24 protein-coding genes are annotated in these 20,064 nt (G+C 38.1%); all 24 read left to right on the top strand.

The annotated features are described in order from the left end of the window. Positions 1 to 277 precede the first annotated feature (277 nt). The 24 genes from yjeM to ID741_RS01825 all read left to right on the top strand — a co-directional run bounded on the left by yjeM (position 278) and on the right by ID741_RS01825 (position 20,056). On the top strand, positions 278 to 1,780 hold the full coding sequence (yjeM, locus tag ID741_RS01940) for a glutamate/gamma-aminobutyrate family transporter YjeM (protein WP_218324155.1): 1,503 nt from the start codon (positions 278 to 280) through the stop codon (positions 1,778 to 1,780). 11 nt (positions 1,781 to 1,791) lie between these two features. After that, positions 1,792 to 3,021: an aminopeptidase gene (locus ID741_RS01935; RefSeq protein WP_438718873.1), complete on the top strand. Its 1,230-nt coding sequence runs from the start codon at positions 1,792 to 1,794 to the stop codon at positions 3,019 to 3,021. A 159-nt stretch (positions 3,022 to 3,180) separates the two neighbouring features. Beyond that, a complete protein-coding gene (locus ID741_RS01930) occupies positions 3,181 to 3,672 on the top strand; it encodes a gamma carbonic anhydrase family protein (protein ID WP_218324157.1) in 492 nt (163 codons plus the stop codon). Positions 3,673 to 3,799: 127 nt separating this feature from the next. Next, entirely contained in the window at positions 3,800 to 4,063 is a 264-nt protein-coding gene (locus ID741_RS01925) for a (4Fe-4S)-binding protein (RefSeq protein WP_218324158.1), read from the top strand. An 8-nt stretch (positions 4,064 to 4,071) separates the two neighbouring features. Further along, positions 4,072 to 4,347: a GNAT family N-acetyltransferase gene (locus tag ID741_RS01920; RefSeq protein WP_218324159.1), complete on the top strand. Its 276-nt coding sequence runs from the start codon at positions 4,072 to 4,074 to the stop codon at positions 4,345 to 4,347. Between the two features lie 81 nt (positions 4,348 to 4,428). Further along, positions 4,429 to 4,668 (top strand): preprotein translocase subunit SecG, encoded by a 240-nt coding sequence (secG, locus tag ID741_RS01915; protein ID WP_218324160.1) that lies wholly within the window; start codon positions 4,429 to 4,431, stop codon positions 4,666 to 4,668. A gap of 100 nt (positions 4,669 to 4,768) precedes the next feature. Continuing rightward, the gene (locus tag ID741_RS01910; RefSeq protein ID WP_218324161.1) at positions 4,769 to 5,506 is read left to right on the top strand and encodes an alpha/beta hydrolase; all 738 of its coding nucleotides are present in this window, start codon (positions 4,769 to 4,771) and stop codon (positions 5,504 to 5,506) included. After that, entirely contained in the window at positions 5,506 to 7,869 is a 2,364-nt protein-coding gene (gene rnr, locus ID741_RS01905) for a ribonuclease R (protein WP_218324162.1), read from the top strand. The genes ID741_RS01910 and rnr overlap by 1 nt, the downstream gene beginning before the upstream one ends. Before the next feature lies 1 nt (position 7,870). Further along, positions 7,871 to 8,335, top strand: a complete 465-nt coding sequence (gene smpB, locus ID741_RS01900) for an SsrA-binding protein SmpB (protein ID WP_218324163.1) — start codon at positions 7,871 to 7,873, stop codon at positions 8,333 to 8,335. A gap of 286 nt (positions 8,336 to 8,621) precedes the next feature. After that, positions 8,622 to 9,341, top strand: coding sequence for a F0F1 ATP synthase subunit A (gene atpB / locus ID741_RS01895; RefSeq protein WP_218324164.1), 720 nt, complete (start codon positions 8,622 to 8,624; stop codon positions 9,339 to 9,341). A 28-nt stretch (positions 9,342 to 9,369) separates the two neighbouring features. Further along, the gene (atpE, locus tag ID741_RS01890) at positions 9,370 to 9,582 is read left to right on the top strand and encodes an ATP synthase F0 subunit C (RefSeq protein WP_218324165.1); all 213 of its coding nucleotides are present in this window, start codon (positions 9,370 to 9,372) and stop codon (positions 9,580 to 9,582) included. 66 nt (positions 9,583 to 9,648) lie between these two features. Further along, complete coding sequence (gene atpF, locus ID741_RS01885; RefSeq protein ID WP_438718872.1) at positions 9,649 to 10,170, top strand: F0F1 ATP synthase subunit B; 522 nt, start codon at positions 9,649 to 9,651, stop codon at positions 10,168 to 10,170. After that, on the top strand, positions 10,160 to 10,702 hold the full coding sequence (atpH, locus tag ID741_RS01880) for an ATP synthase F1 subunit delta (RefSeq protein ID WP_218324167.1): 543 nt from the start codon (positions 10,160 to 10,162) through the stop codon (positions 10,700 to 10,702). The genes atpF and atpH overlap by 11 nt, the downstream gene beginning before the upstream one ends. A gap of 16 nt (positions 10,703 to 10,718) precedes the next feature. After that, positions 10,719 to 12,245, top strand: a complete 1,527-nt coding sequence (atpA, locus tag ID741_RS01875; protein ID WP_218324168.1) for a F0F1 ATP synthase subunit alpha — start codon at positions 10,719 to 10,721, stop codon at positions 12,243 to 12,245. Positions 12,246 to 12,260: 15 nt separating this feature from the next. Beyond that, the gene (locus ID741_RS01870; RefSeq protein ID WP_438718871.1) at positions 12,261 to 13,163 is read left to right on the top strand and encodes a F0F1 ATP synthase subunit gamma; all 903 of its coding nucleotides are present in this window, start codon (positions 12,261 to 12,263) and stop codon (positions 13,161 to 13,163) included. Positions 13,164 to 13,185: 22 nt separating this feature from the next. Beyond that, positions 13,186 to 14,586 carry a F0F1 ATP synthase subunit beta gene (gene atpD, locus ID741_RS01865; protein ID WP_218324170.1) on the top strand — a complete coding sequence of 467 codons (1,401 nt, stop codon included), beginning with the start codon at positions 13,186 to 13,188 and terminating at the stop codon, positions 14,584 to 14,586. A gap of 13 nt (positions 14,587 to 14,599) precedes the next feature. Next, positions 14,600 to 15,031, top strand: coding sequence for a F0F1 ATP synthase subunit epsilon (locus tag ID741_RS01860; protein ID WP_218324171.1), 432 nt, complete (start codon positions 14,600 to 14,602; stop codon positions 15,029 to 15,031). Positions 15,032 to 15,199: 168 nt separating this feature from the next. Next, positions 15,200 to 15,433: a DUF1146 family protein gene (locus ID741_RS01855; RefSeq protein ID WP_218324172.1), complete on the top strand. Its 234-nt coding sequence runs from the start codon at positions 15,200 to 15,202 to the stop codon at positions 15,431 to 15,433. 45 nt (positions 15,434 to 15,478) lie between these two features. Further along, positions 15,479 to 16,780 (top strand): UDP-N-acetylglucosamine 1-carboxyvinyltransferase, encoded by a 1,302-nt coding sequence (murA, locus tag ID741_RS01850; RefSeq protein ID WP_218324173.1) that lies wholly within the window; start codon positions 15,479 to 15,481, stop codon positions 16,778 to 16,780. 11 nt (positions 16,781 to 16,791) lie between these two features. After that, on the top strand, positions 16,792 to 16,968 hold the full coding sequence (locus ID741_RS01845; protein WP_218324174.1) for a DNA-directed RNA polymerase subunit beta: 177 nt from the start codon (positions 16,792 to 16,794) through the stop codon (positions 16,966 to 16,968). 52 nt (positions 16,969 to 17,020) lie between these two features. Then, entirely contained in the window at positions 17,021 to 17,299 is a 279-nt protein-coding gene (gene yidD, locus ID741_RS01840) for a membrane protein insertion efficiency factor YidD (RefSeq protein WP_218324175.1), read from the top strand. After that, positions 17,286 to 17,741 (top strand): GNAT family N-acetyltransferase, encoded by a 456-nt coding sequence (locus tag ID741_RS01835; RefSeq protein WP_218324176.1) that lies wholly within the window; start codon positions 17,286 to 17,288, stop codon positions 17,739 to 17,741. Before yidD ends, ID741_RS01835 begins: the two co-directional genes overlap by 14 nt. A gap of 188 nt (positions 17,742 to 17,929) precedes the next feature. Then, the gene (locus ID741_RS01830) at positions 17,930 to 19,108 is read left to right on the top strand and encodes an ABC transporter substrate-binding protein (RefSeq protein WP_218324177.1); all 1,179 of its coding nucleotides are present in this window, start codon (positions 17,930 to 17,932) and stop codon (positions 19,106 to 19,108) included. 69 nt (positions 19,109 to 19,177) lie between these two features. Continuing rightward, positions 19,178 to 20,056, top strand: a complete 879-nt coding sequence (locus ID741_RS01825) for a branched-chain amino acid ABC transporter permease (protein WP_218324178.1) — start codon at positions 19,178 to 19,180, stop codon at positions 20,054 to 20,056. Positions 20,057 to 20,064: the final 8 nt, after the last annotated feature.

Here is a 20,064-nt window from a genome sequence, read left to right as displayed (position 1 = left end):
AAAAGCTCATCAATTCGGGATTTTTGAAAGATTTAAAAATAACTTAAGATAGAAAAAGCGAATGATAACAAGTTCAATTTAAAGAAAACTATAATCGCTTTATTTACTTCGATTATGCTTTGCTAAAAAGTCAGCGGATAACCTTGAAAGCCCTTACAATTAAAGGGTAAAATTTATTTAGTATTAAATCAGCAATAAAATGAGTCAAATTTTTTAAAAAGGAGGATTTTATTTAAAAAGACTCATGCAATAATTATGATAATTTGGAGGGTTAATTATGTCGAATGGAACGAAAAAGAAACTGACTCTGATTTCTCTAATCTTAATGATTTTTACTTCAGTATTTGGTTTCACTAATATTACACGGGCCTTTTATTTAATGGGCTACGCATCAATTCTTTGGTACATTTTAGCGGCCATCACTTTCTTCTTGCCATTTGCTTTTATGTTGTCTGAGTATGGTGCTGCTTTTAAAGACAGTAAAGGTGGTATTTATGTTTGGATGGCAGAATCTTTTAATCCAAAATTCGCTTTCGTTGGAACATTCATGTGGTATGCATCTTATATCGTTTGGATGGTAAACGTTGGTACAGGGATTTGGATTCCATTATCTAATGCTATTTTCGGAACTGACCAAACCCAAACTTGGTCACCACTGGGTCTATCTGGGGTGCAAACATTAGGTGTTTTAGGTATTTTATGGATTATTTTAATTACAGTTGTATCCTCAAAAGGTTTGGATAGTATCAAAAAGGTAACCTCAATCGGCGGAACTGCCGTAGCATTGATTAACGTTGTATTATTTGTTGGTGGATTGGTTATCTTAGTTTTAAATGGTCAAATGGCTGAGCCTGTTTCAGCGCAAGCTTTCGTGACTTCACCAAATGCCAACTACACTAGTATGATTTCTGTCTTTAGTTTCTTGGTATTTGCTATCTTCGCCTATGGGGGACTAGAAGTTGTTGGTGGTTTAGTTGATGAAACTGAAAATGCAGAAAAGACTTTCCCTAAAGGGGTAACTATTTCGGCAATCGTTATTGCGGTAGGTTACGCAGTCGGTATTTTCATGGTTGGTACATTTACTAACTGGCAATTTACTTTTACCCAATTTCCTGGTGATACAGAAGTAACGTTAGGAAACGTAGCGTATATCATGATGAACAATATGGGTTACCAATTAGGTCACGCATTAGGCGTATCTGAAGCTGCGGCTGTACAAATTGGTCTCTGGGTATCTCGTTACATGGGTCTTTCAATGTTCCTATCTCTAACTGGTGCCTTCTTCACATTGATCTTCTCTCCATTAAAACAGTTGATCGAAGGAACACCAAAAGAAGTTTGGCCTAAATTCTTAACCAAATCTAAAAATGATATGCCAATTAACGCTATGCGAGTACAAGCAGGTATTGTAATCGCAATGATCGCATTAGTATCATTTGGGGGACGTGGCGCGCAAGCCTTCTTCCAAGTATTGGTTTCGATGACTAACGTGTCGATGACAATTCCTTATATGTTCTTATCAATTGCTTTCTTAGGATTTAAGAAGAAAACAGAAATTCATAAGCCATTTGAAATTTATAAAACGAAGAGTATGACGACGCTGGCTGTAGTAGTGGTTACTTTCGTGGTAGGTTTTGCCAATGTATTTACAATCATTCAACCAGCTACTCAAGGAATGATTTCAGATACAATCTGGTCAATTGCCGGCCCGGTAATCTTTGGTGTGATTGCCTTAGTCATGTTTAGTCGCTATGAAAAAAAACAAGCTAGCCAAAACTAGAGGTGTAAAGAATGGAAAATTTTCAAAAGAATTTAGAAAAATATGCGAATCTAATTGTTAAAACAGGGGTCAACATTCAAAAAGGTGATTTGATTCAACTGGATATTTCTGTAAATCAAGCACCACTGGCACGTTTAATTGTCAAAAAAGCTTATGAATTAGGTGCCAAAGAAGTGATTATTCGTTGGAATGATGATGTGATCTTGAAAGCCCAAGTAGAAAGTATGGACATTGAAGATTTACGAGCAGTTCCCCAATATAAGATGGATGAAATGGATCAATTAGTTGACCAAAGAATGACGCGTATCAGTGTAGTCTCACAAGACCCGGGTGTTTTTGCCGGAGTTGATACTGACAAAATTACGGCTTATCAAGATTATGATCGTAAATTATTGTTTGGTTTGCGCCAAGTTGCAGCTGCTAATAAAATTTCTTGGACAGTCGTAGCAGCTTCTGAAGCTGGCTGGGCAAAAAAAGTTTTTCCAGATTTACCAGAAGATCAACAAGTAGATGCCTTATGGGACGCAATTTTTAAAGCGACAAAAGTTTATGAAGACGATCCAATCGCAGCTTGGGTTGCCCATGAAAAATTATTGCGGGAAAAAGCTGATATGATGAACAAAGAACAATTCAAAGCGTTACATTATACAGCACCTGGGACGGATATGACGGTTGGCTTACCAGAAGGCCATCTTTGGGATAGCGCCCGTAGTATTAATGAAAAAGGTTTTGAATTTATGGCAAATATGCCAACAGAAGAAATATTCACTGCTCCTGATGCGCGTGTGGCTGATGGTGTCGTTTCTTCAACAAAACCGTTAGCTTACGCAGGGCAAGTCATTACCGGTATTAAATTAACCTTTAAAGATGGTGAAATTGTCGATGTAAAAGCTGATCAAGGGGAAGAAGTTCTGAAAAACTTAGTGAAAATGGATGAAGGCTCAAAACATTTAGGTGAAGTAGCCTTAGTACCAGATCCGTCCCCAATTTCGCAATCAGGTATTACATTCTTTAGTACCTTATTTGATGAAAATGCTTCGAATCACTTAGCGATTGGAAATGCTTATGCCTTTAACTTACAAGGCGGCGTTGACATGACTGAAGAAGAATTAGATGCCAAAGGTTTGAATCGTTCGAAAAACCACGTAGACTTTATGATTGGTTCAGATAAGATGGATGTTGACGGTATTCGTCACGATGGAACAAAAGTACCGATTTTCCGTAACGGAAACTGGGCTTAAAGTTAATTGATAAACCACTGGCAAAATTGTAAAAGATTTTGTCGGTGGCTTTTTTGGTTAGATTGAGGAGGGGAATTTAATTTCTCCTAAAGTTTTTGGGATTAAGCTAACCGTTTTGTTTATCACTAGAAAGCTGTATGATAAGAATGAGGTGAAGACATGAAAAATTATATTTCTGAGAATGCGAGTATCTATGGTGACGTAACTATTGGCCGGGGAAGCACAGTGTGGTTTCAAAGTGTGATACGCGGTGACAGTAATAAAGTTGAAATTGGTGAAATGACAAATGTCCAAGATGGGACAGTTATTCATGTCGATCATCATGCACCGGTTAAAATTGATGATTACGTAACAATTGGCCATGGTTGCATTATTCATGGTTGTGAAATTCAATCAGGTGCGCTAATCGGCATGGGGTCGACCATTTTAAATGAGGCGGTAATTGGTGAGAATAGTTTGATTGGTGCAGGCTCTTTAGTAACGGAAGGCAAAGTGATTCCACCAAACGTCTTGGCTTTTGGTCGGCCAGCTAAAGTCATTCGTCCACTCACGCCAGAAGAAATAACCAAAAATCGAGAAAATGCCCAACATTATTATGAGGCTGGTGAAGCTTATAAAAATGGAAATTATCCAAAATATCAGAATCAATGAGTGAAATATCCTTATTTTTCTTCAGATTTTCTGAAAAAAGATTCCTAAAATTGATTCAGATTATGAGGACGTTTGTTATTCATTTTTTTTTGGGTCTGCTATAATGAAAAAAAAGGAGTGAGCCTGAATGGATGCAAGTAAATTTGATCAAGAACCAGTTACAGAAGAAAGTTTGCTAGAAAATGGCTACCGTAAATATGTTGGTAAAGATGTCGACATTTATTACAATAAAGATATCTGTGCCCACATTGGTAATTGTGTACGGGGAAATCCCGAAATTTTTGAAGTAGGCCGCCGTCCTTGGATTATTGCCGACAATGGTCCAGCAGAAAATGCGGTTCAAGTAGTAAATACTTGTCCCAGTGGTGCGCTAAAATATATTAGAAAGTAGGAAACAAGATGGAAATCAAAGAAGAAAAAAATCGTTTTGCCTTAATTAATGATGATGGTATTGAAGCGGGTGAAATGACTTGGTCTGATGCAGGCCCAGAAATTATGATTATTGACCATACTTTCGTAGATCCAACTTACCGTGGTCAAAAATTAGCAGAAAAACTTGTTGCTGCTGGTGTAGAAAAAGCTCGTCGTGACAACAAAAAAATTATTCCATTATGCCCATTTGCAAAAAAAGAATTTGCTGAAAAACCTGAATACGACGACGTCTTAAGAAAATAATCAAAAAGAGTCCTCTAGCCAAACTTATTGATTTATGCTAAAGTATCATTGAGAAAGTTTGAAAAAAGGAGGTCTCTTTTTTTGTATAATATTATTTTAGGAACTATTTTGGTTTTGTCAGTTATCATTGTGATTACGATTATGATGCAACCAAGTAAACAGAATAGTGCAGCTAGTGCATTTACTGGCGGTGCGGATCAACTTTTCGGCGGCAAACAAAAAGCCCGCGGATTTGAAGCAGTCATGCAGCGATCAACAGCTATTTTAGGTGCTGTCTGGATGATTTTACTTTTTGCCCTAATGTATATTTCAAGTAACTAAGCTTCTCATGATGAGAGGCTTTTTTTTATTTTGTTTTCTAGCAAAAATCAAGTATGATTATCAATAGTATAAAGGTAAAGACGCAGAAAGGAATTGTTTTATGGCGCAAACAAGACAAGCGCTTTATTTTCCCCATGGAAATAAAGCCGTTTTATTATTACATGCTTATTCAGGCAGTCCTAATGACGTAAGAATGCTGGCACGAGCTTTAGAAAAATATGATTACACTGTTTATGCACCGCTTTTTCAAGGGCATGGAACAGCAGACCCTTTAGATATTTTGAAAAAAGATCCTGAGCAGTGGTGGCAAGAAACTCGCTTAGCGATCAGTTTTTTACAAGAAAAAGGTCACCAAGTGGCGGTCTTTGGCTTGTCGATGGGTGGCGTGTTTGCTACACGAGCTTTGACAGAATATGGTAATGATCTGGTAGGTGGCGGTTTTTTCTGTTCACCAATTACGCCGGTAAAAAATACTGTTGTCGAAAACTTCCTATTATATACCCAGAAAGTTTTGGAAAAAAATCAACAACCAACGGAACAACTATTAATCGATTATCGGCCTTTAGTTGAGAAACAATTAAGTCTGATTGAAAAGCAGGCAGAAATAACCCATGAACAATTAGAGCAAGTAAGCCAACCTTTCTTTTTAGCACAAGCAGGAAAAGATGAGATGATTGATCCTAAAGGCGCTTTAAAGACAGCTGAAAAATTAACCAATACTAAATTCACATTGAAATGGTACCCGAAAAGCGGGCATGTGATTACTGTCGGCGTAGATCGCCATCAGTTAGAAAGAGATGTTGCTGATTTTTTAGCAACACTTGAATGGAGAGAATAATGGAAAGAAAAACAATGAAACAAGAAATTTTAACTTTTTTGCAAACGGCCAATAAGAAAAGTTTTTCGATGGAAGAACTTGCGGAAGCCTTAAAGATGCAAAAAAGTGCGGACTATAAATTATTGGTCCAAACAATTGCTGCGATGGAAAGAGAAAAATCAGTCGCATTGAATCAAAAAGGGAAAATTAAATTGCCGCTGCAAGCAGTCACGATAGAGGGGATTTTCCGCAGTAACGAACGAGGCTTTGGCTTTGTTACGATTGACCCAGAAGAGCCGGATGTCTATATCGCTAAAGAAGAAACACATTACGCCATGAACGGTGATACTGTTGAAATCGAGATTATCAAGACAGCCGATCCTTTTTCAGAGCGTGGTGCTGAAGGCCGAGTCCTAAAGATTAAACAACGAGCAATCACTCAAATCGTCGGAGAGTTTGTCGCTTTTGATGTAGATGAAATGAAAGAGTCCGATCTTTATGGTTTCGTCATCCCTAAAGATAAAAAAAGCAGTCAATTTAAAGTCTATATTCCTGCTGAAGGAATTCAACCGGTGGATGGCAGTATTGTGATTGTGGAAGTTACTCATTTTCCCGAAGAAGGTTACGCAACTAGCTTAGAAGGATTAGTCACAAAAGTGATTGGTCATAAAAATGATCCCGGCATGGATATTTTATCAGTTGTTATTGCATTGGGGATTCCCACTAGCTTTCCTGACGAAGTAATGGCAGCAGCTGATGAAGTCCCAGATGAAATTAGTGAAGCTGATTTAGTTGGTCGCAGAGATTTGCGGGATCAGCAAATTGTGACGATAGATGGTGCTGATGCAAAAGATTTAGATGATGCTGTGACGGTTAGAAAATTAGACAATGGTAATTATTTTCTAGGTGTCCATATCGCTGACGTTTCTTATTATGTTGAAAAAGACAGTTTATTAGATCAAGAAGCTTTTGAACGAGGCACTAGCGTTTATTTGACGGACCGTGTAATTCCGATGATTCCGCAACGCTTATCAAACGGGATCTGCTCGTTAAATCCTAAAGTACCTCGTTTGGCAATGAGTTGTGAGATGGAGATTACACCTAACGGTCAAGTCGTAGCACATGAGATTTTCCCAAGTGTGATTCAAACGACAGAGCGGATGACTTACAGTGCTGTTAATGGCATTTTAGAGGAGCAAGATTCTGAGTTGATGACACAATATCAAGAATTGGTGCCGATGTTTGAATTAATGAAGGAATTACACCAAATTTTAGAAGCGATGCGCACCAAGCGTGGCGCCATTAATTTTGATGATCAAGAGGCGCGAATCTTAGTTGATCCTGAAGGGACACCGTTAGAAATTCAATTAAGAGAACGTGGTGTGGGTGAACGCTTAATTGAATCTTTCATGTTAGCAGCCAACGAAACGATTGCCGAACATTTTAATCGCTTGAAAGTTCCATTTATCTATCGAATCCACGAACAACCAAAAGAAGAAAAAATGCAGCGCTTTTTTGATTTTGCCTCTGCACTGGGTATTTTAGTCAAAGGAACAAAAGAAAACATTACGCCAAAAGATTTACAAAAAGTGATTGATCAAGTAGCAGATAAACCTGAGGCACCAGTGATTAACACGATGTTGTTACGTAGTATGCAACAAGCGCGCTATTCTGAAGATAATTATGGACATTATGGCTTAGCAGCAGAATACTATACTCATTTCACGTCGCCGATTCGACGTTATCCAGATTTGATTGTTCATCGTTTGATTCGGACGTATAGTCAAGATCAAAGTGAAACAACCAAAGCTGTTTGGGCTGAGGCTTTGCCAGAAATTGCCGATCATAGCTCGCAAATGGAGCGCCGAGCAGTAGAAGCTGAACGGGATGTAGATAGCCTGAAAAAAGCCGAATACATGGCAGATAAAATCGGTGAAGAATATGACGGTATTGTTAGCTCAGTGACCAAATTTGGTTTGTTCATTGAATTACCTAACACTGTTGAAGGGCTGATACACGTTAATGAGTTGAAACAAGACTATTTCCAATTTATCGAAAACCAACTGGCTTTAGTGGGGGAAAGAACCCGTCAAACCTTTAAAATTGGTCAAAAAGTTCGCATTAAAGTAACTAAAGCTGATCCTGAAACCAGAGAAATTGATTTTGAGTTGTTATCGGCAGAAGAAGTGGCAGAGGTGGAACTAAGTCACCAACCACAAAACCGCCGTCGTCGCCGTGATAAACCAACTAACAAAAAGCAATCTAATTCAAAGAAACCCAACCGAGAATCTGGTTCAGGTAAAAAGAAAAAACCGAAAAATAAAAAAGCCTTTTATCAAAGCGTAGCTAAAAAACCAAAGAAAAAAGGTCGAAAGAAGGGATAGTATGCCAAAAGGCGAAGGGAAATTAATTGCCCAAAATAAAAAAGCCCGCCATGATTACACCATCACTGACACCGTTGAAGCAGGGATGGTGTTACAAGGAACAGAAATAAAGTCGATTCGCAATAGCCGAATTAATTTAAAAGATGGCTTTGCCCGTATTAGAAATGGTGAGGCCTTCTTATACAATGTTCACATCAGCCCGTATGAGCAAGGCAATATTTTTAATCACGATCCGTTAAGAACTAGGAAACTACTGCTACACAAAAAGCAAATTGCTCGTTTAACTGGTGAAGTGAAAAGTCCTGGTGTCACATTAGTACCCCTGAAAGTTTACATGAAAAATGGCTTTGCCAAAGTACTTATCGGGGTTGCTAAGGGGAAACATCAATATGATAAGCGGGAAGCTTTAAAACGTAAAGACGTTGATCGACAAATCAGCCGAACATTAAAAAACTACAGTCGTTAACAGAATATTCTTTTTCGCATATTTGATGAAAATTTCTTTACTTCACTTTGAATTTTGATAGGATTGTTTAGAATTTAGGATGGCTGTTTTAAGTAAAATTGTAAGAAAACGCTATAAAAAAAAGATTAAATATTTCTTAGAATAATACTTTAAGATTATTTAACTATTTTCACGAAAATTCTTTGAAATTTTCCTTTTGTGGTGGTAACATAGCGTAGTATTTTGACTGATAGCCAAATGCCACATTAACTTAGACGCACGTCAATGGGAAAAGAGGTGAAATGGATTGGATGAAAAGTCTTGGGTTTTCCATATCGGTCCGGTATGGTTTGATGGTACAGTAACGACAATGTTAGCGTTGACGGTGTTAATTGTCTTTCTGATTGTTTTTATTTTTACCAGAAATTTAAAAATGAAACCCACTGGGAAACAAAACGCAATAGAATGGGTGGTTGATTTCACGGCGAACATTGTCGGAGATAACATGCCTAAAAAAGAGGTTCGCAATTTTAGCTTTTTTTCATTCACTTTATTTTTATTTATTTTTGTCTCAAATCAAATTGGTTTGGTAACAAAAATCGTTTCGCCTAGTGAGATCTCGTATTGGAAGAGTCCAACAGCTGATCCGCTAGTGACGATGGGCTTAGCTTTACTTGTCTTGGTCTTAGCCAACTTCTTAGGAGCAGATCGTTTTGGTTTTAAAGGATATGTGAAAAATTCATTTTTTGCACCGATGCCAGCACTGTTTCCAATTAAGATTTTGGAAGAATTTACCAATGTTATTACATTAGGTCTACGGCTATACGGTAATATTTATGCTGGTGAAGTTTTGCTGACAGTAATTGCCAGCATGGTAACCAGTGCAGGTTGGATTGCCTTACCATTGGCGATTCCGCTTGAAATGATTTGGATTGCATTTTCATTATTTATCGGTAGTATCCAGGCGTTTGTCTTTACTACTTTGTCAATGGTTTATATTAGTCACAAAATTGAGTTAGAAGATTAACTATTATCCAATTAGGAGGAAATTTATTATGAACTTTATCGGTGCAGGGATTGCAATTTTAGGAGCAGCTATCGGTGCTGGTATTGGTAACGGACAAGTTATCAGTAAAACAATCGAATCTATGGCACGTCAACCAGAAATGGCTGGACAATTAAGAACAACAATGTTTATCGGGGTTGGTTTAATTGAAGCTGTGCCCATTCTAGGTGTCGTTTTAGGTCTATTGATGGTATTCCAATAAAATTCAAGCAACGGGAGGTCGTTGCTGTTTTTTATGTAGGAGAAACCAAAAGAAAGGAAGACCAGTATGCTGAATCATCTAGTAGTTGCCCAAGTCAATACGACCTTAGGGAATTTGATGGCTGTCACAATTGCCTTCATCATCCTACTAATACTATTGAAAAAATTTGCTTGGGACGCAGTCCAAAATATTCTGCAACAACGAGAAGATAAAATCGCCAATGATTTAGATTCTGCTGAACAATCACGGCTAAAAGCAACCCAGCTTGAAAAAGAACGAGAAGACCAGCTGGCAAATTCTCGCAGTGATGCAGCAGAAATTATCAAAAATGCCAAAGAAAATGGCGAATTGACCCGTCAAAGTATCTTAAATGATACTGACACTGAAGTAGCTGCTCGAAAAGCACGGGCAAAAGCGGAAATCAATGATGAACGCGAAAACGCGCTTACTTCAGTGAAAGATGATGTGGCTAGCCTTTCTTTAGAAATCGCAGAAAAAATCTTATCAAAAGAATTATCTGCTGATGCGCATGAAAACTTGATCAATCAATATCTTGATCAATTAGGAAAAACAAAACATGAAGCTTGATAAATATACAGTTGGTAAACGTTACGGCAAAGCCTTATTCGAATTGGCGGAAGAAGGCAGTGAAACCGATGCAGTCTACCAAAGCTTAATAATTCTTGATGGTGTCTTTGACGAGATTCCTGATTTAGGCAATATTTTAACTGATGTGCGCTTAACAGGAGACGAAAAAGAAGCCATTATGAATCGTTTATTGCAAAATTTTGATGGTCTAGTTAAAAACTTTTTAAAAGTTGTTTTTGACTATAATCGAATAGATGATGTGCCTTTTATGATTGAAGAATTCAATCGTCGTTACGATATCAAAAATAAAATTGCAGAAGGTACGATTACAACAGCTGTTGCAATTACACCAGAAAAAAAAGCAGAAATTGAAGCGAAAGTGGCGGAAGTTTTTGGCTATCAAAAAGCTTTGCTAAAACCGTTAATTGATGAAAGCATCTTAGGTGGTGTCGTGGTTGAAGCCAACCATCGCGTATTAGACGGTAGCTTAGCAAGTCAACTGGCAGGATTGCGGGCAGCATTAGGTAAATAAAGAAGAGGTGAAAGAAATGGCCATCAAAGCAGAAGAAATCAGTGCTTTAATCAAAGAACAGATTCAAAACTACGACAATAAACTTTCTGTTGAAGAAATCGGAACAGTCACTTATGTCGGTGATGGTATCGCCCGCGCTCACGGGTTAGAAAATGCCATGAGTGGCGAACTTTTGGAATTTACCAATGGTTCCTACGGTATGGCACAAAACTTGGAAAGCAATGATGTAGGGATTATTATCCTTGGAGAATTTGAAACCATTCGTGAAGGCGATAAAGTAAAACGAACTGGCCGGATTATGGAAGTGCCAGTCGGTGAAAAAATGATTGGTCGGGTTGTGAATCCTTTAGGACAACCAATTGATGGCTTAGGTCCAATCGAAACGACCAATACTCGTCCAGTTGAAGCAGTTGCTCCTGGCGTTATGCAAAGAAAATCAGTTTCTGAACCAATGCAAACTGGTTTAAAAGCGATTGACGCTTTGGTACCAATTGGTCGTGGCCAACGGGAATTAGTTATTGGTGACCGTAAAACTGGGAAAACATCAATTGCGATCGATACAATTATTAATCAGAAGGGCCAAGATTTAATTTGTATTTATGTGGCGATTGGTCAAAAAGAATCAACTGTCCGCTCACAAGTTGAAACTTTAAGAAGTTATGGCGCAATGGATTATACCATCGTGGTTAATGCCGGGGCGTCTCAACCAGCGCCGTTGTTATATATTGCACCTTATGCTGGTACAGCGATTGGTGAAGAATTTATGTATAACGGTAAACACGTGTTAGTTGTTTTCGATGATTTATCAAAACAAGCGGTTGCTTATCGTGAACTGTCTTTACTATTACGTCGGCCACCAGGTCGTGAAGCTTATCCAGGGGATGTTTTCTATTTGCATTCTCGTTTGTTAGAACGGGCAGCTAAACTTTCTGATGAGTTAGGTGGCGGTTCATTAACAGCTTTACCATTTGTTGAAACACAAGCTGGAGATATTTCAGCTTATATCCCAACGAACGTAATCTCTATCACTGATGGACAGATTTTCTTAGAAAGTGATTTGTTCTATGCAGGGAATCGTCCAGCCGTTGATGCCGGTTTATCGGTTTCACGAGTAGGTGGCGATGCGCAAATTAAAGCCATGAAAAAAGTTGCTGGTACCTTGCGTTTAGATTTGGCAAGTTACCGTGAATTAGAAGCCTTTACTCAGTTTGGTTCAGATTTAGATGCTGCAACGCAAGCAAAATTAAATCGTGGACGTCGAACAGTTGAAGTGTTGAAACAAAAATTACATGCTCCTTTAGCTGTGGAAAAACAAGTAACAATTCTTTACGCGTTGACCCATGGATTTTTAGATAGTGTGCCAGTCAACAGTATTTTAGATTTTGAAAGTCAACTGTTTGATTACTTTGATACCAATCATGTTGATCTATTTAACATCATAAAAGAAACCAAAGACTTACCAGATACAGAAAAATTCGACGCGGCCATTCAAGAATTTAAAGATATTTTTGATACAGCCAGCCAAAATGTGCCAAAAGCATAAGTGAGGTGAAAGTAAATGGCATCCTTAAATGAAATAAAAACACGGATTGCATCGACTAAAAAAACTAGTCAAATCACCAGTGCTATGCAGATGGTTTCAGCTGCTAAACTAACTAAATCTGAAGGATATTCCGCGCGCTTTCAAATTTATGCATCAAAAGTTCGTGAAGTATTAACTCATTTGACCGCCAATGAATTGGCAGAATTAGCAAATTCTGATAGTCCCAACAGTGATATTAATTATCATAGTATGTTGCAAAGTCGACCAGTTAAAAAGACTGGCTATATCGTCATCACTTCTGATGGTGGTTTAGTCGGCGGTTATAATAGTTCGATCTTGAAACAAACAATGAGTATGTTGGAAAGCGATCATGATGCTTCCGATGAATATGTTTTATTAGCAATTGGTGGAACAGGTGCTGATTTCTTTAAGACTCGGGACATGAAAGTAGCTTATGAATTAAGAAATTTATCGGATAATCCGAGTTTTGATGAAGTTCGTAAGATTGTTTCTATGACGACTAGTATGTATGAAAATCAAGTATTTGATGAATTGTATGTTTGTTACAACCATCATGTAAATTCATTGTCTAGTCAATATCGCGTAGAAAAAATGCTGCCGATTTCTGATTTGGATCCAACCGAAGCCAAAGAATATCAAGAAGAATATATTTTTGAACCTTCCAAAGAAGCCATTTTGGATCAGTTATTACCACAGTATGCAGAAAGCTTGATTTATGGTGCTATTATTGACGCCAAAACAGCCGAACACGCTGCTGGAATGACTGCGATGAAGACAGCAACAGATAATGCCAAAAATATTATTGGTGATTTAACAATTTCTTATAACCGCGCACGACAAGCGGAGATCACTCAAGAAATTACCGAAATTGTCGGCGGAGCTTCCGCATTAGAATAATTTCGAGATTGGAGGAAAAAATATGAGTTCAGGCAAGATTGTTCAGGTTATTGGTCCCGTTGTCGATGTGGAATTTTCTTTAGATCAATCCTTACCAGATATTAACAATGCCTTAGTTGTTTATAAAAATGATAAAACAAAAGTTGTTTTAGAAGCAGCGTTAGAACTTGGAGACGGTGTGATTCGGACGATTTCGATGGAATCCACTGACGGTTTGCAACGTGGAATGGAAGTAATTGATACGGAAAAAGCCATTTCTGTTCCTGTGGGAGAAAAAACATTAGGACGTGTCTTTAATGTTTTAGGTGAAACAATTGATACGCTAGAACCTTTCCCAGAAGATACAGAACGTTCAAGTATCCATAAAAAAGCTCCTGCCTTCGAAGATTTAAGTACCAGTAATGAAATTTTAGAAACTGGGATTAAAGTTATTGATTTATTAGCTCCTTACTTACGTGGGGGGAAAGTTGGATTGTTCGGTGGTGCCGGTGTTGGTAAAACCGTTTTGATTCAAGAATTAATTCATAATATCGCTCAAGAACATGGTGGGATTTCGGTCTTTACTGGTGTTGGTGAACGGACTCGTGAAGGAAATGACCTTTATTTTGAAATGAAAGATTCTGGCGTTATTGAAAAAACTGCGATGGTCTTCGGTCAAATGAACGAGCCACCAGGTGCGCGGATGCGGGTTGCTTTAACTGGTTTAACTTTAGCGGAATACTTCCGTGATGAAGCTGGTCAAGACGTATTATTATTTATCGATAATATTTTCCGTTTTACTCAAGCTGGTTCAGAAGTTTCTGCCTTATTAGGTCGGATGCCTTCTGCCGTTGGGTACCAACCAACCTTAGCGACTGAAATGGGTCAATTACAAGAACGGATTACTTCAACCAAAAAAGGTTCTATTACATCAATCCAAGCGATTTATGTACCAGCCGATGACTATACCGATCCGGCACCAGCAACTGCTTTTGCCCATTTGGATGCAACGACTAACTTGGAACGTAAATTAACCGAACAAGGGATTTATCCTGCGGTAGATCCGTTAGCTTCTTCTTCTAGTGCTTTGGCACCAGAAATTGTTGGAGAAGAACATTACCAAGTAGCAACCGAAGTCCAAAGAATTTTACAACGTTACCGTGAATTACAAGATATTATCGCTATTTTAGGGATGGATGAATTATCTGACCGTGAAAAAGTGATTGTTTCGCGGGCACGTCGAATTCAATTCTTCTTATCACAAAACTTCCACGTTGCAGAACAATTTACCGGACAACCAGGTTCTTATGTTCCAGTTGAATCAACTGTCAAAGGTTTCAAAGAAATTCTTGAAGGTAAATACGATGATCTGCCAGAAGATGCTTTTAGAAGTGTCGGAACCATCGATGAAGTGATTGAAAAAGCAAAAACTTTAGGCAACTAGAAAGAGGTGCCCAATGGAAGAGAAAAAACAGGCTTTGACTGTTAACGTTGTGACGCCAGATGGTTTAATCTACGACCACAATGCACAAATCGTGGTTGCGCGAACTGTTAGTGGCGAGCTCGGAATTCTACTTAACCATGCACCGATTATTGTGCCTTTAGCCATCGATGAAGTACGAGTGCGTCGTGTAGACGATGAAACTCATGTCGATTGGATTGCTGTCAATGGTGGTATTTTAGAAGTGAGAAACAACGTAGTGACAATTATTGCCGATACAGCTGAACGGGAACGGGATATCGATGTTTCACGGGCTGAACGTGCAAAACAAAGAGCTGAAAGAACGATTGAAGAAGCCAAAGCAACGCAAGATGCCGATTCTTTACGAAGAGCGGAAGTTGCCTTGCACCGTGCGATGAATCGTTTGAAAGTATCAAAACATAATTAATATTAACAGTCAGGTTGACATTTATTGTAAACCTGACTTTTTTTGTAATTTTTTCTCAAAAGATTTTTAAAAAACTTTAAACAACCTTAATAGTCTGCAAAACATACTCACCTAAAACATTTTATGCTATAATCCATTATGTTGATTTTCACGAAAGGAAGACAACAGATGCAGGTTTTTGGGATAGATGCAATGATTCGGATTGTGTCACATTTTGCTTTTATTTATTTGGCATTTTGGGCATTAAAATCATTGCGAGTTGAAAACTTATTTAAGGCTTATCACGTGCAGCAAGTACGGATGGGCATCATGATGATTGCGATTGCTTTAGGCTTTACTTGTAGTAATTTCTTTTTAGAAATTATCGCACTGTGTCGCAACATTTTTTTAACTTATCGTTAAGTACATAAAAAGGACTCGTTAGCGAGATTTTTTGGAGGGACCACAATGGAAGAGATTATTGTTCGTGGCGGCAGACAACTAAAAGGAACAGTCAAAATTGAAGGCGCGAAAAATGCAGTATTACCAATTTTAGCAGCAAGCTTATTAGCCGAAGAAGGCATAACTACTTTAAATAATGTACCAATTTTATCAGATGTATTTACAATGAACCAAGTGATTCGTCACTTAAACACTGAAGTTGCTTTTGATCAAGCTAATCGCTCAGTAACAATTGATGCGACAAAGGATTTAGCTGTTGAAGCACCTTATGAATATGTTAGTCAAATGCGGGCTTCAATCGTTGTGATGGGCCCATTATTAGCACGTAATGGTCATGCTAAAGTTGCTATGCCAGGCGGCTGTGCCATTGGTGAACGCCCGGTGGATCTTCACTTGAAAGGTTTTCAAGCTCTAGGCGCGAAAATTGTTCAAAAGAACGGCTATATTGAGGCTGTTGCAGATCAATTAATCGGCGCAAGAATTTATTTGGATTTTCCAAGTGTGGGTGCCACACAAAACATTATGATGGCAGCTGTTAAAGCCAAAGGAACAACTTACATTGAAAACGTGGCAAGAGAACCAGAAATCGTTGACTTAGCCAACTTTTTAAATAAAATGGGTGCCCACATTTATGGTGCGGGTACTGAAACTATGCGGATTGAAGGAGTGGAACAGTTACATGCTGTGACGCACTCAATCGTGCAAGACCGGATTGAAGCTGGTACCTTTATGGTTGCCGCTGCTATGACTCAAGGAAATGTCTTGATTGAAGACGCAATTTCTGAGCATAATCGTCCTTTGATTTCTAAATTATCTGAAATGGGCGTTGATATCATTGATGAAAATGACGGGGTTCGGATTATTGGACCAAAACATTTGAAAGCAACAGATATTAAAACAATGCCACATCCTGGTTTCCCAACAGACATGCAAGCGCAAATGACTGCGATTCAATTAGTAGCTGAAGGAAACAGCCGAACAGTTGAAACGGTATTTGAAAATCGTTTCCAACATTTGGAAGAAATGCGTCGGATGAACGCACAAGTCAAGATTGACAATAATATTGCGATTATTTCTGGCAATACAAACTTACAAGGTGCGCAAGTTTACGCAACTGATTTAAGAGCTGCTGCCGCTTTAGTTTTGGCTGGATTACGGGCAGATGGTGTAACACAAGTCCGCAACTTAAAATATTTAGACCGTGGTTACTATCAATTCCATCTTAAATTGGCTGCATTAGGTGCTGATATTGAACGAGTAGATGCTGAAGGAAACGTCGTTAAAGAAGTTTCTAAAGTAATGGCGTAAGGAGTTAGAAAATGAGTGCAAGTGAACATATCTTACGAAATTTAATCAAAATTGTCGCCATTTTATTAGCGGGTGTCTTGCTATTTATTATTGGTAGTATGATTGGTTTTGGTGTTGTAGGCGATGGCAATCCATTTAGTGTCCTATTACCCGGGGTATGGCGTCACATTTTAGAATTCATGCAATAAATTTTAGCTGAGACGCAATTGTCTCGGCTTTTTTGTTAGAAAGGGAAAGGCAATGAATATACTATCAAAAGCAATGGTTGGTTTGGTTAGAGGCTATCAGAAATTTATTTCACCGTTATTTGCCCCTAGCTGCCGTTATTATCCTTCCTGCTCAAGCTATATGATTAAGGCCATTCAAGTACATGGAGCCTTCAAAGGATTATTAATGGGTATTTCGCGTATCTTAAGATGTCAGCCCTTTGCAAAAGGTGGAATCGATTATGTTCCTGTGAAATTTTCTCTTCACAAAAATAAAATTGATGAAGAGGAGCCTGATTATGGAAAAAAATAAAATTCAACTACTAGATCCGAAAGAACCTGTGCCGTGGGATTTATTATTGTTAGCAGATCCTAGTAAAGAAATGATCCAAAACTATTTATCAGAGAGCCAGCTACTAGTTTATCGTTTAGAAGAAATCGTTGGGGTCTTAGTTTATCAAGGGATTAGTGAAAATGAAGTAGAGATAAAAAATTTGGCAGTCGCACCAGCCTATCAAAATAAAAAAATTGCTAGTCAACTTTTGACTGCATTTTTTAAAGAAGTGCGAGGAAACTATCAAAGTGCCATAGTAAAAACTGGTGATTATCCGCCGATACCATTGGCACTGTATCAAAAATTTGGTTTTGAAATTGTCGAAGTTCAAAAAGATTATTTTGTGCTTCATTACGAAGAACCAATTATTGAAGACGGAAAACAATTAAGAGATCAAATTATTTTACGAAAAGAGCTATAACTCAAAAAATAATGAGTTATAGCTTTTTTTGTGCAAAAATCTGCTTTTTATTCAATTTGATTGAATAATCGGAAAATTTCCGACAAATTGTAAAAAAATTCAGAAAATTCAATTGACATTACTTCTGATTTCTTATATATTTTTAATTATCTTATCCAATTATCATAATTCAATTAGGGGGAAAAAAGATGAAAAAAAGTACATTGGTAGCGGCCCTAGCAGCCGGCTTATTCTTATTCGGTGCTTGTGGCTCACCTTCAGCGACAAATGACAATTCAGGAGGCGGCAACAAGTCAGACGGCGACACAATCAAGATCGGTGGTAACTTTGAATTATCAGGTGCAGTAGCAGCCTATGGTGAAGCTGAAAATGAAGGAGTCAAGTTAGCGATTGAAGAAATTAATGACGCTGGCGGAATTGACGGTAAAAAAATCGAGTATGTTTCAAAAGATAACAAATCTGATAACAATGAAGCAGCATCAGTAGCAGCTAATTTAACTACTAATGATGGTGTGGTTGCTATCGTCGGACCAGCAACATCAGGAGCGACTAAAGCTACTTTACCTAATATTACAAAAGCACAAGTACCAGCAGTAACACCTTCTGGTACAGATGATTCAATCACAGTACAAAAGGATAAAGTACAAGACTATATCTTCCGGGCTTGTTTCCAAGATAGTTTCCAAGGGGTTGTATTAGCGAAATACGCTGAAGAAAACTTAAGTGCGACTAAAGCAGTCATCTTGGGTGATAACTCTAGTGACTATGCAATTGGTTTAACCAAAGCCTTCAAAGATACTTATAAAGGTGAAATTGTTGCTGAAGAAAACTTTACTGCTGGAGACAAAGATTTCCAAGCGATGTTAACAAAAGTAAAAGATTTAGACTACGATGTACTTTATATCCCAGCTTATTATACTGAAGCTGGCTTAATCATCAAACAAGCGCGTGAGATGGGTATCGACAAACCAATCATCGGTGCAGATGGTTTCGGTGATGAAAAATTAGTTGAAACAGCTGGTGCAGCAAATGTAAACAATGTTTATTACACTGGTCATTTCTCAGTGAATGCTCCTTCAAATGATAAAGTTCAACCATTTATTGATGCTTTCAAAGCGAAGTACAGCAAAGAACCATCTGCCTTCAATGCTTTAGCTTACGATTCAGTTTACATGATTAAACAAGCTATCGAAGATCAAGGTGAAGCAAGCTCAACAGCGATTCAAGAAGGCTTGGCTAACTTGAAAGATTTCGTTGGTGTAACAGGTACTATGACTATGGATAAAGATCATAACCCTGAAAAACAAGCAGTAGTGTTAGGCTTAACAGATGGAAAAGAAAGTTCAGCAGAAACTGTGAACCCTTAGAAGAATCCTGTACGGCAAGGCAAGTTTGCTTGTCTTGCCGTTTTTTAGACAAAAATTTGGAGGAAGACAATGGAAGTTATCATACAACAACTAGTTAACGGCTTATTCCTAGGTAGTGTTTATGCTTTGATGGCATTAGGCTACACGATGGTTTACGGCATTATTAAGCTGATTAACTTTGCCCATGGGGAAATATATATGATCGGTGCCTTCATCGGTTACTTTTTAATTAATCAATTTAATATGGGCTTTTTCCCAGCGATGATTTTATCGATGATTGGTAGTGCGGCCTTAGGTGTCGTGATCGAATTTTTAGCTTATCGACCATTACGAAATTCTACGCGGATTGCCGCTTTAATTACTGCAATTGGGGTTTCATATTTGCTACAAAATACTATGATTTATTTTTTCAGCTCAAATACGCGGCCTTTCCCGCAAGTGATTGAAATGCATACCTATCGTTTAGGCTTTTTACAAGTCTCAAATATTCAATTAATGATTTTATTTGTTTCTTTATTCTTAATGATCTTATTAAATTTAATTGTTCAACGGACCAAAATGGGGAAAGCCATGCGGGCAGTTAGTGTGGATGCTTCAGCGGCTCAATTAATGGGGATTGATGTGAATCGGACGATTTCATTTACTTTTGCTTTAGGTTCAGCTTTAGCAGCTGCCGGCGGGATGATGATTGGTTTGTACTATAACTCAATCGAACCAATGATGGGTTATATTCCTGGCTTGAAATCATTTATCGCAGCCGTTTTAGGTGGTATTGGGATTATTCCAGGGGCAGCAATCGGTGGTTTCGCGATTGGCTTGATTGAAACAATTACGACTGCATTAGGTTTTTCAGATTTCAAAGATGCAGCGGTCTATGCTGTCTTGATTATTATTCTATTGATTCGTCCAGCTGGTATCTTAGGCAAAAATATTAAAGAGAAAGTGTAGGTGGCTTC

Source organism: Enterococcus sp. AZ103 (assembly GCF_051714685.1).
Lineage (GTDB): Bacteria > Bacillota > Bacilli > Lactobacillales > Enterococcaceae > Enterococcus_A > Enterococcus_A alishanensis.
Note: the sequence above shows the minus strand (reverse complement) of the source record. Positions and strands in the feature narration are given on the sequence as shown.

Excerpts from the sequence above, each read along its gene's own strand:
- ID741_RS01930 (WP_218324157.1), top strand. The coding sequence starts at position 3,181 with ATGAAAAATTATATTTCTGAGAATGCGAGTATCTATGGTGACGTAACT.
- ID741_RS01845 (WP_218324174.1), top strand. The coding sequence starts at position 16,792 with ATGAGTGCAAGTGAACATATCTTACGAAATTTAATCAAAATTGTCGCC.
- yidD (WP_218324175.1), top strand. The coding sequence starts at position 17,021 with ATGAATATACTATCAAAAGCAATGGTTGGTTTGGTTAGAGGCTATCAG.
- ID741_RS01920 (WP_218324159.1), top strand. The coding sequence starts at position 4,072 with ATGGAAATCAAAGAAGAAAAAAATCGTTTTGCCTTAATTAATGATGAT.
- atpD (WP_218324170.1), top strand. The coding sequence starts at position 13,186 with ATGAGTTCAGGCAAGATTGTTCAGGTTATTGGTCCCGTTGTCGATGTG.
- ID741_RS01870 (WP_438718871.1), top strand. The coding sequence starts at position 12,261 with ATGGCATCCTTAAATGAAATAAAAACACGGATTGCATCGACTAAAAAA.
- atpF (WP_438718872.1), top strand. The coding sequence starts at position 9,649 with ATGCTGAATCATCTAGTAGTTGCCCAAGTCAATACGACCTTAGGGAAT.
- yjeM (WP_218324155.1), top strand. The coding sequence starts at position 278 with ATGTCGAATGGAACGAAAAAGAAACTGACTCTGATTTCTCTAATCTTA.
- rnr (WP_218324162.1), top strand. The coding sequence starts at position 5,506 with ATGGAAAGAAAAACAATGAAACAAGAAATTTTAACTTTTTTGCAAACG.
- ID741_RS01825 (WP_218324178.1), top strand. The coding sequence starts at position 19,178 with ATGGAAGTTATCATACAACAACTAGTTAACGGCTTATTCCTAGGTAGT.
- atpA (WP_218324168.1), top strand. The coding sequence starts at position 10,719 with ATGGCCATCAAAGCAGAAGAAATCAGTGCTTTAATCAAAGAACAGATT.
- ID741_RS01925 (WP_218324158.1), top strand. The coding sequence starts at position 3,800 with ATGGATGCAAGTAAATTTGATCAAGAACCAGTTACAGAAGAAAGTTTG.
- ID741_RS01835 (WP_218324176.1), top strand. The coding sequence starts at position 17,286 with ATGGAAAAAAATAAAATTCAACTACTAGATCCGAAAGAACCTGTGCCG.
- ID741_RS01860 (WP_218324171.1), top strand. The coding sequence starts at position 14,600 with ATGGAAGAGAAAAAACAGGCTTTGACTGTTAACGTTGTGACGCCAGAT.
- ID741_RS01910 (WP_218324161.1), top strand. The coding sequence starts at position 4,769 with ATGGCGCAAACAAGACAAGCGCTTTATTTTCCCCATGGAAATAAAGCC.
- atpH (WP_218324167.1), top strand. The coding sequence starts at position 10,160 with ATGAAGCTTGATAAATATACAGTTGGTAAACGTTACGGCAAAGCCTTA.
- ID741_RS01855 (WP_218324172.1), top strand. The coding sequence starts at position 15,200 with ATGCAGGTTTTTGGGATAGATGCAATGATTCGGATTGTGTCACATTTT.
- ID741_RS01935 (WP_438718873.1), top strand. The coding sequence starts at position 1,792 with ATGGAAAATTTTCAAAAGAATTTAGAAAAATATGCGAATCTAATTGTT.
- smpB (WP_218324163.1), top strand. The coding sequence starts at position 7,871 with ATGCCAAAAGGCGAAGGGAAATTAATTGCCCAAAATAAAAAAGCCCGC.
- murA (WP_218324173.1), top strand. The coding sequence starts at position 15,479 with ATGGAAGAGATTATTGTTCGTGGCGGCAGACAACTAAAAGGAACAGTC.
- atpE (WP_218324165.1), top strand. The coding sequence starts at position 9,370 with ATGAACTTTATCGGTGCAGGGATTGCAATTTTAGGAGCAGCTATCGGT.
- ID741_RS01830 (WP_218324177.1), top strand. The coding sequence starts at position 17,930 with ATGAAAAAAAGTACATTGGTAGCGGCCCTAGCAGCCGGCTTATTCTTA.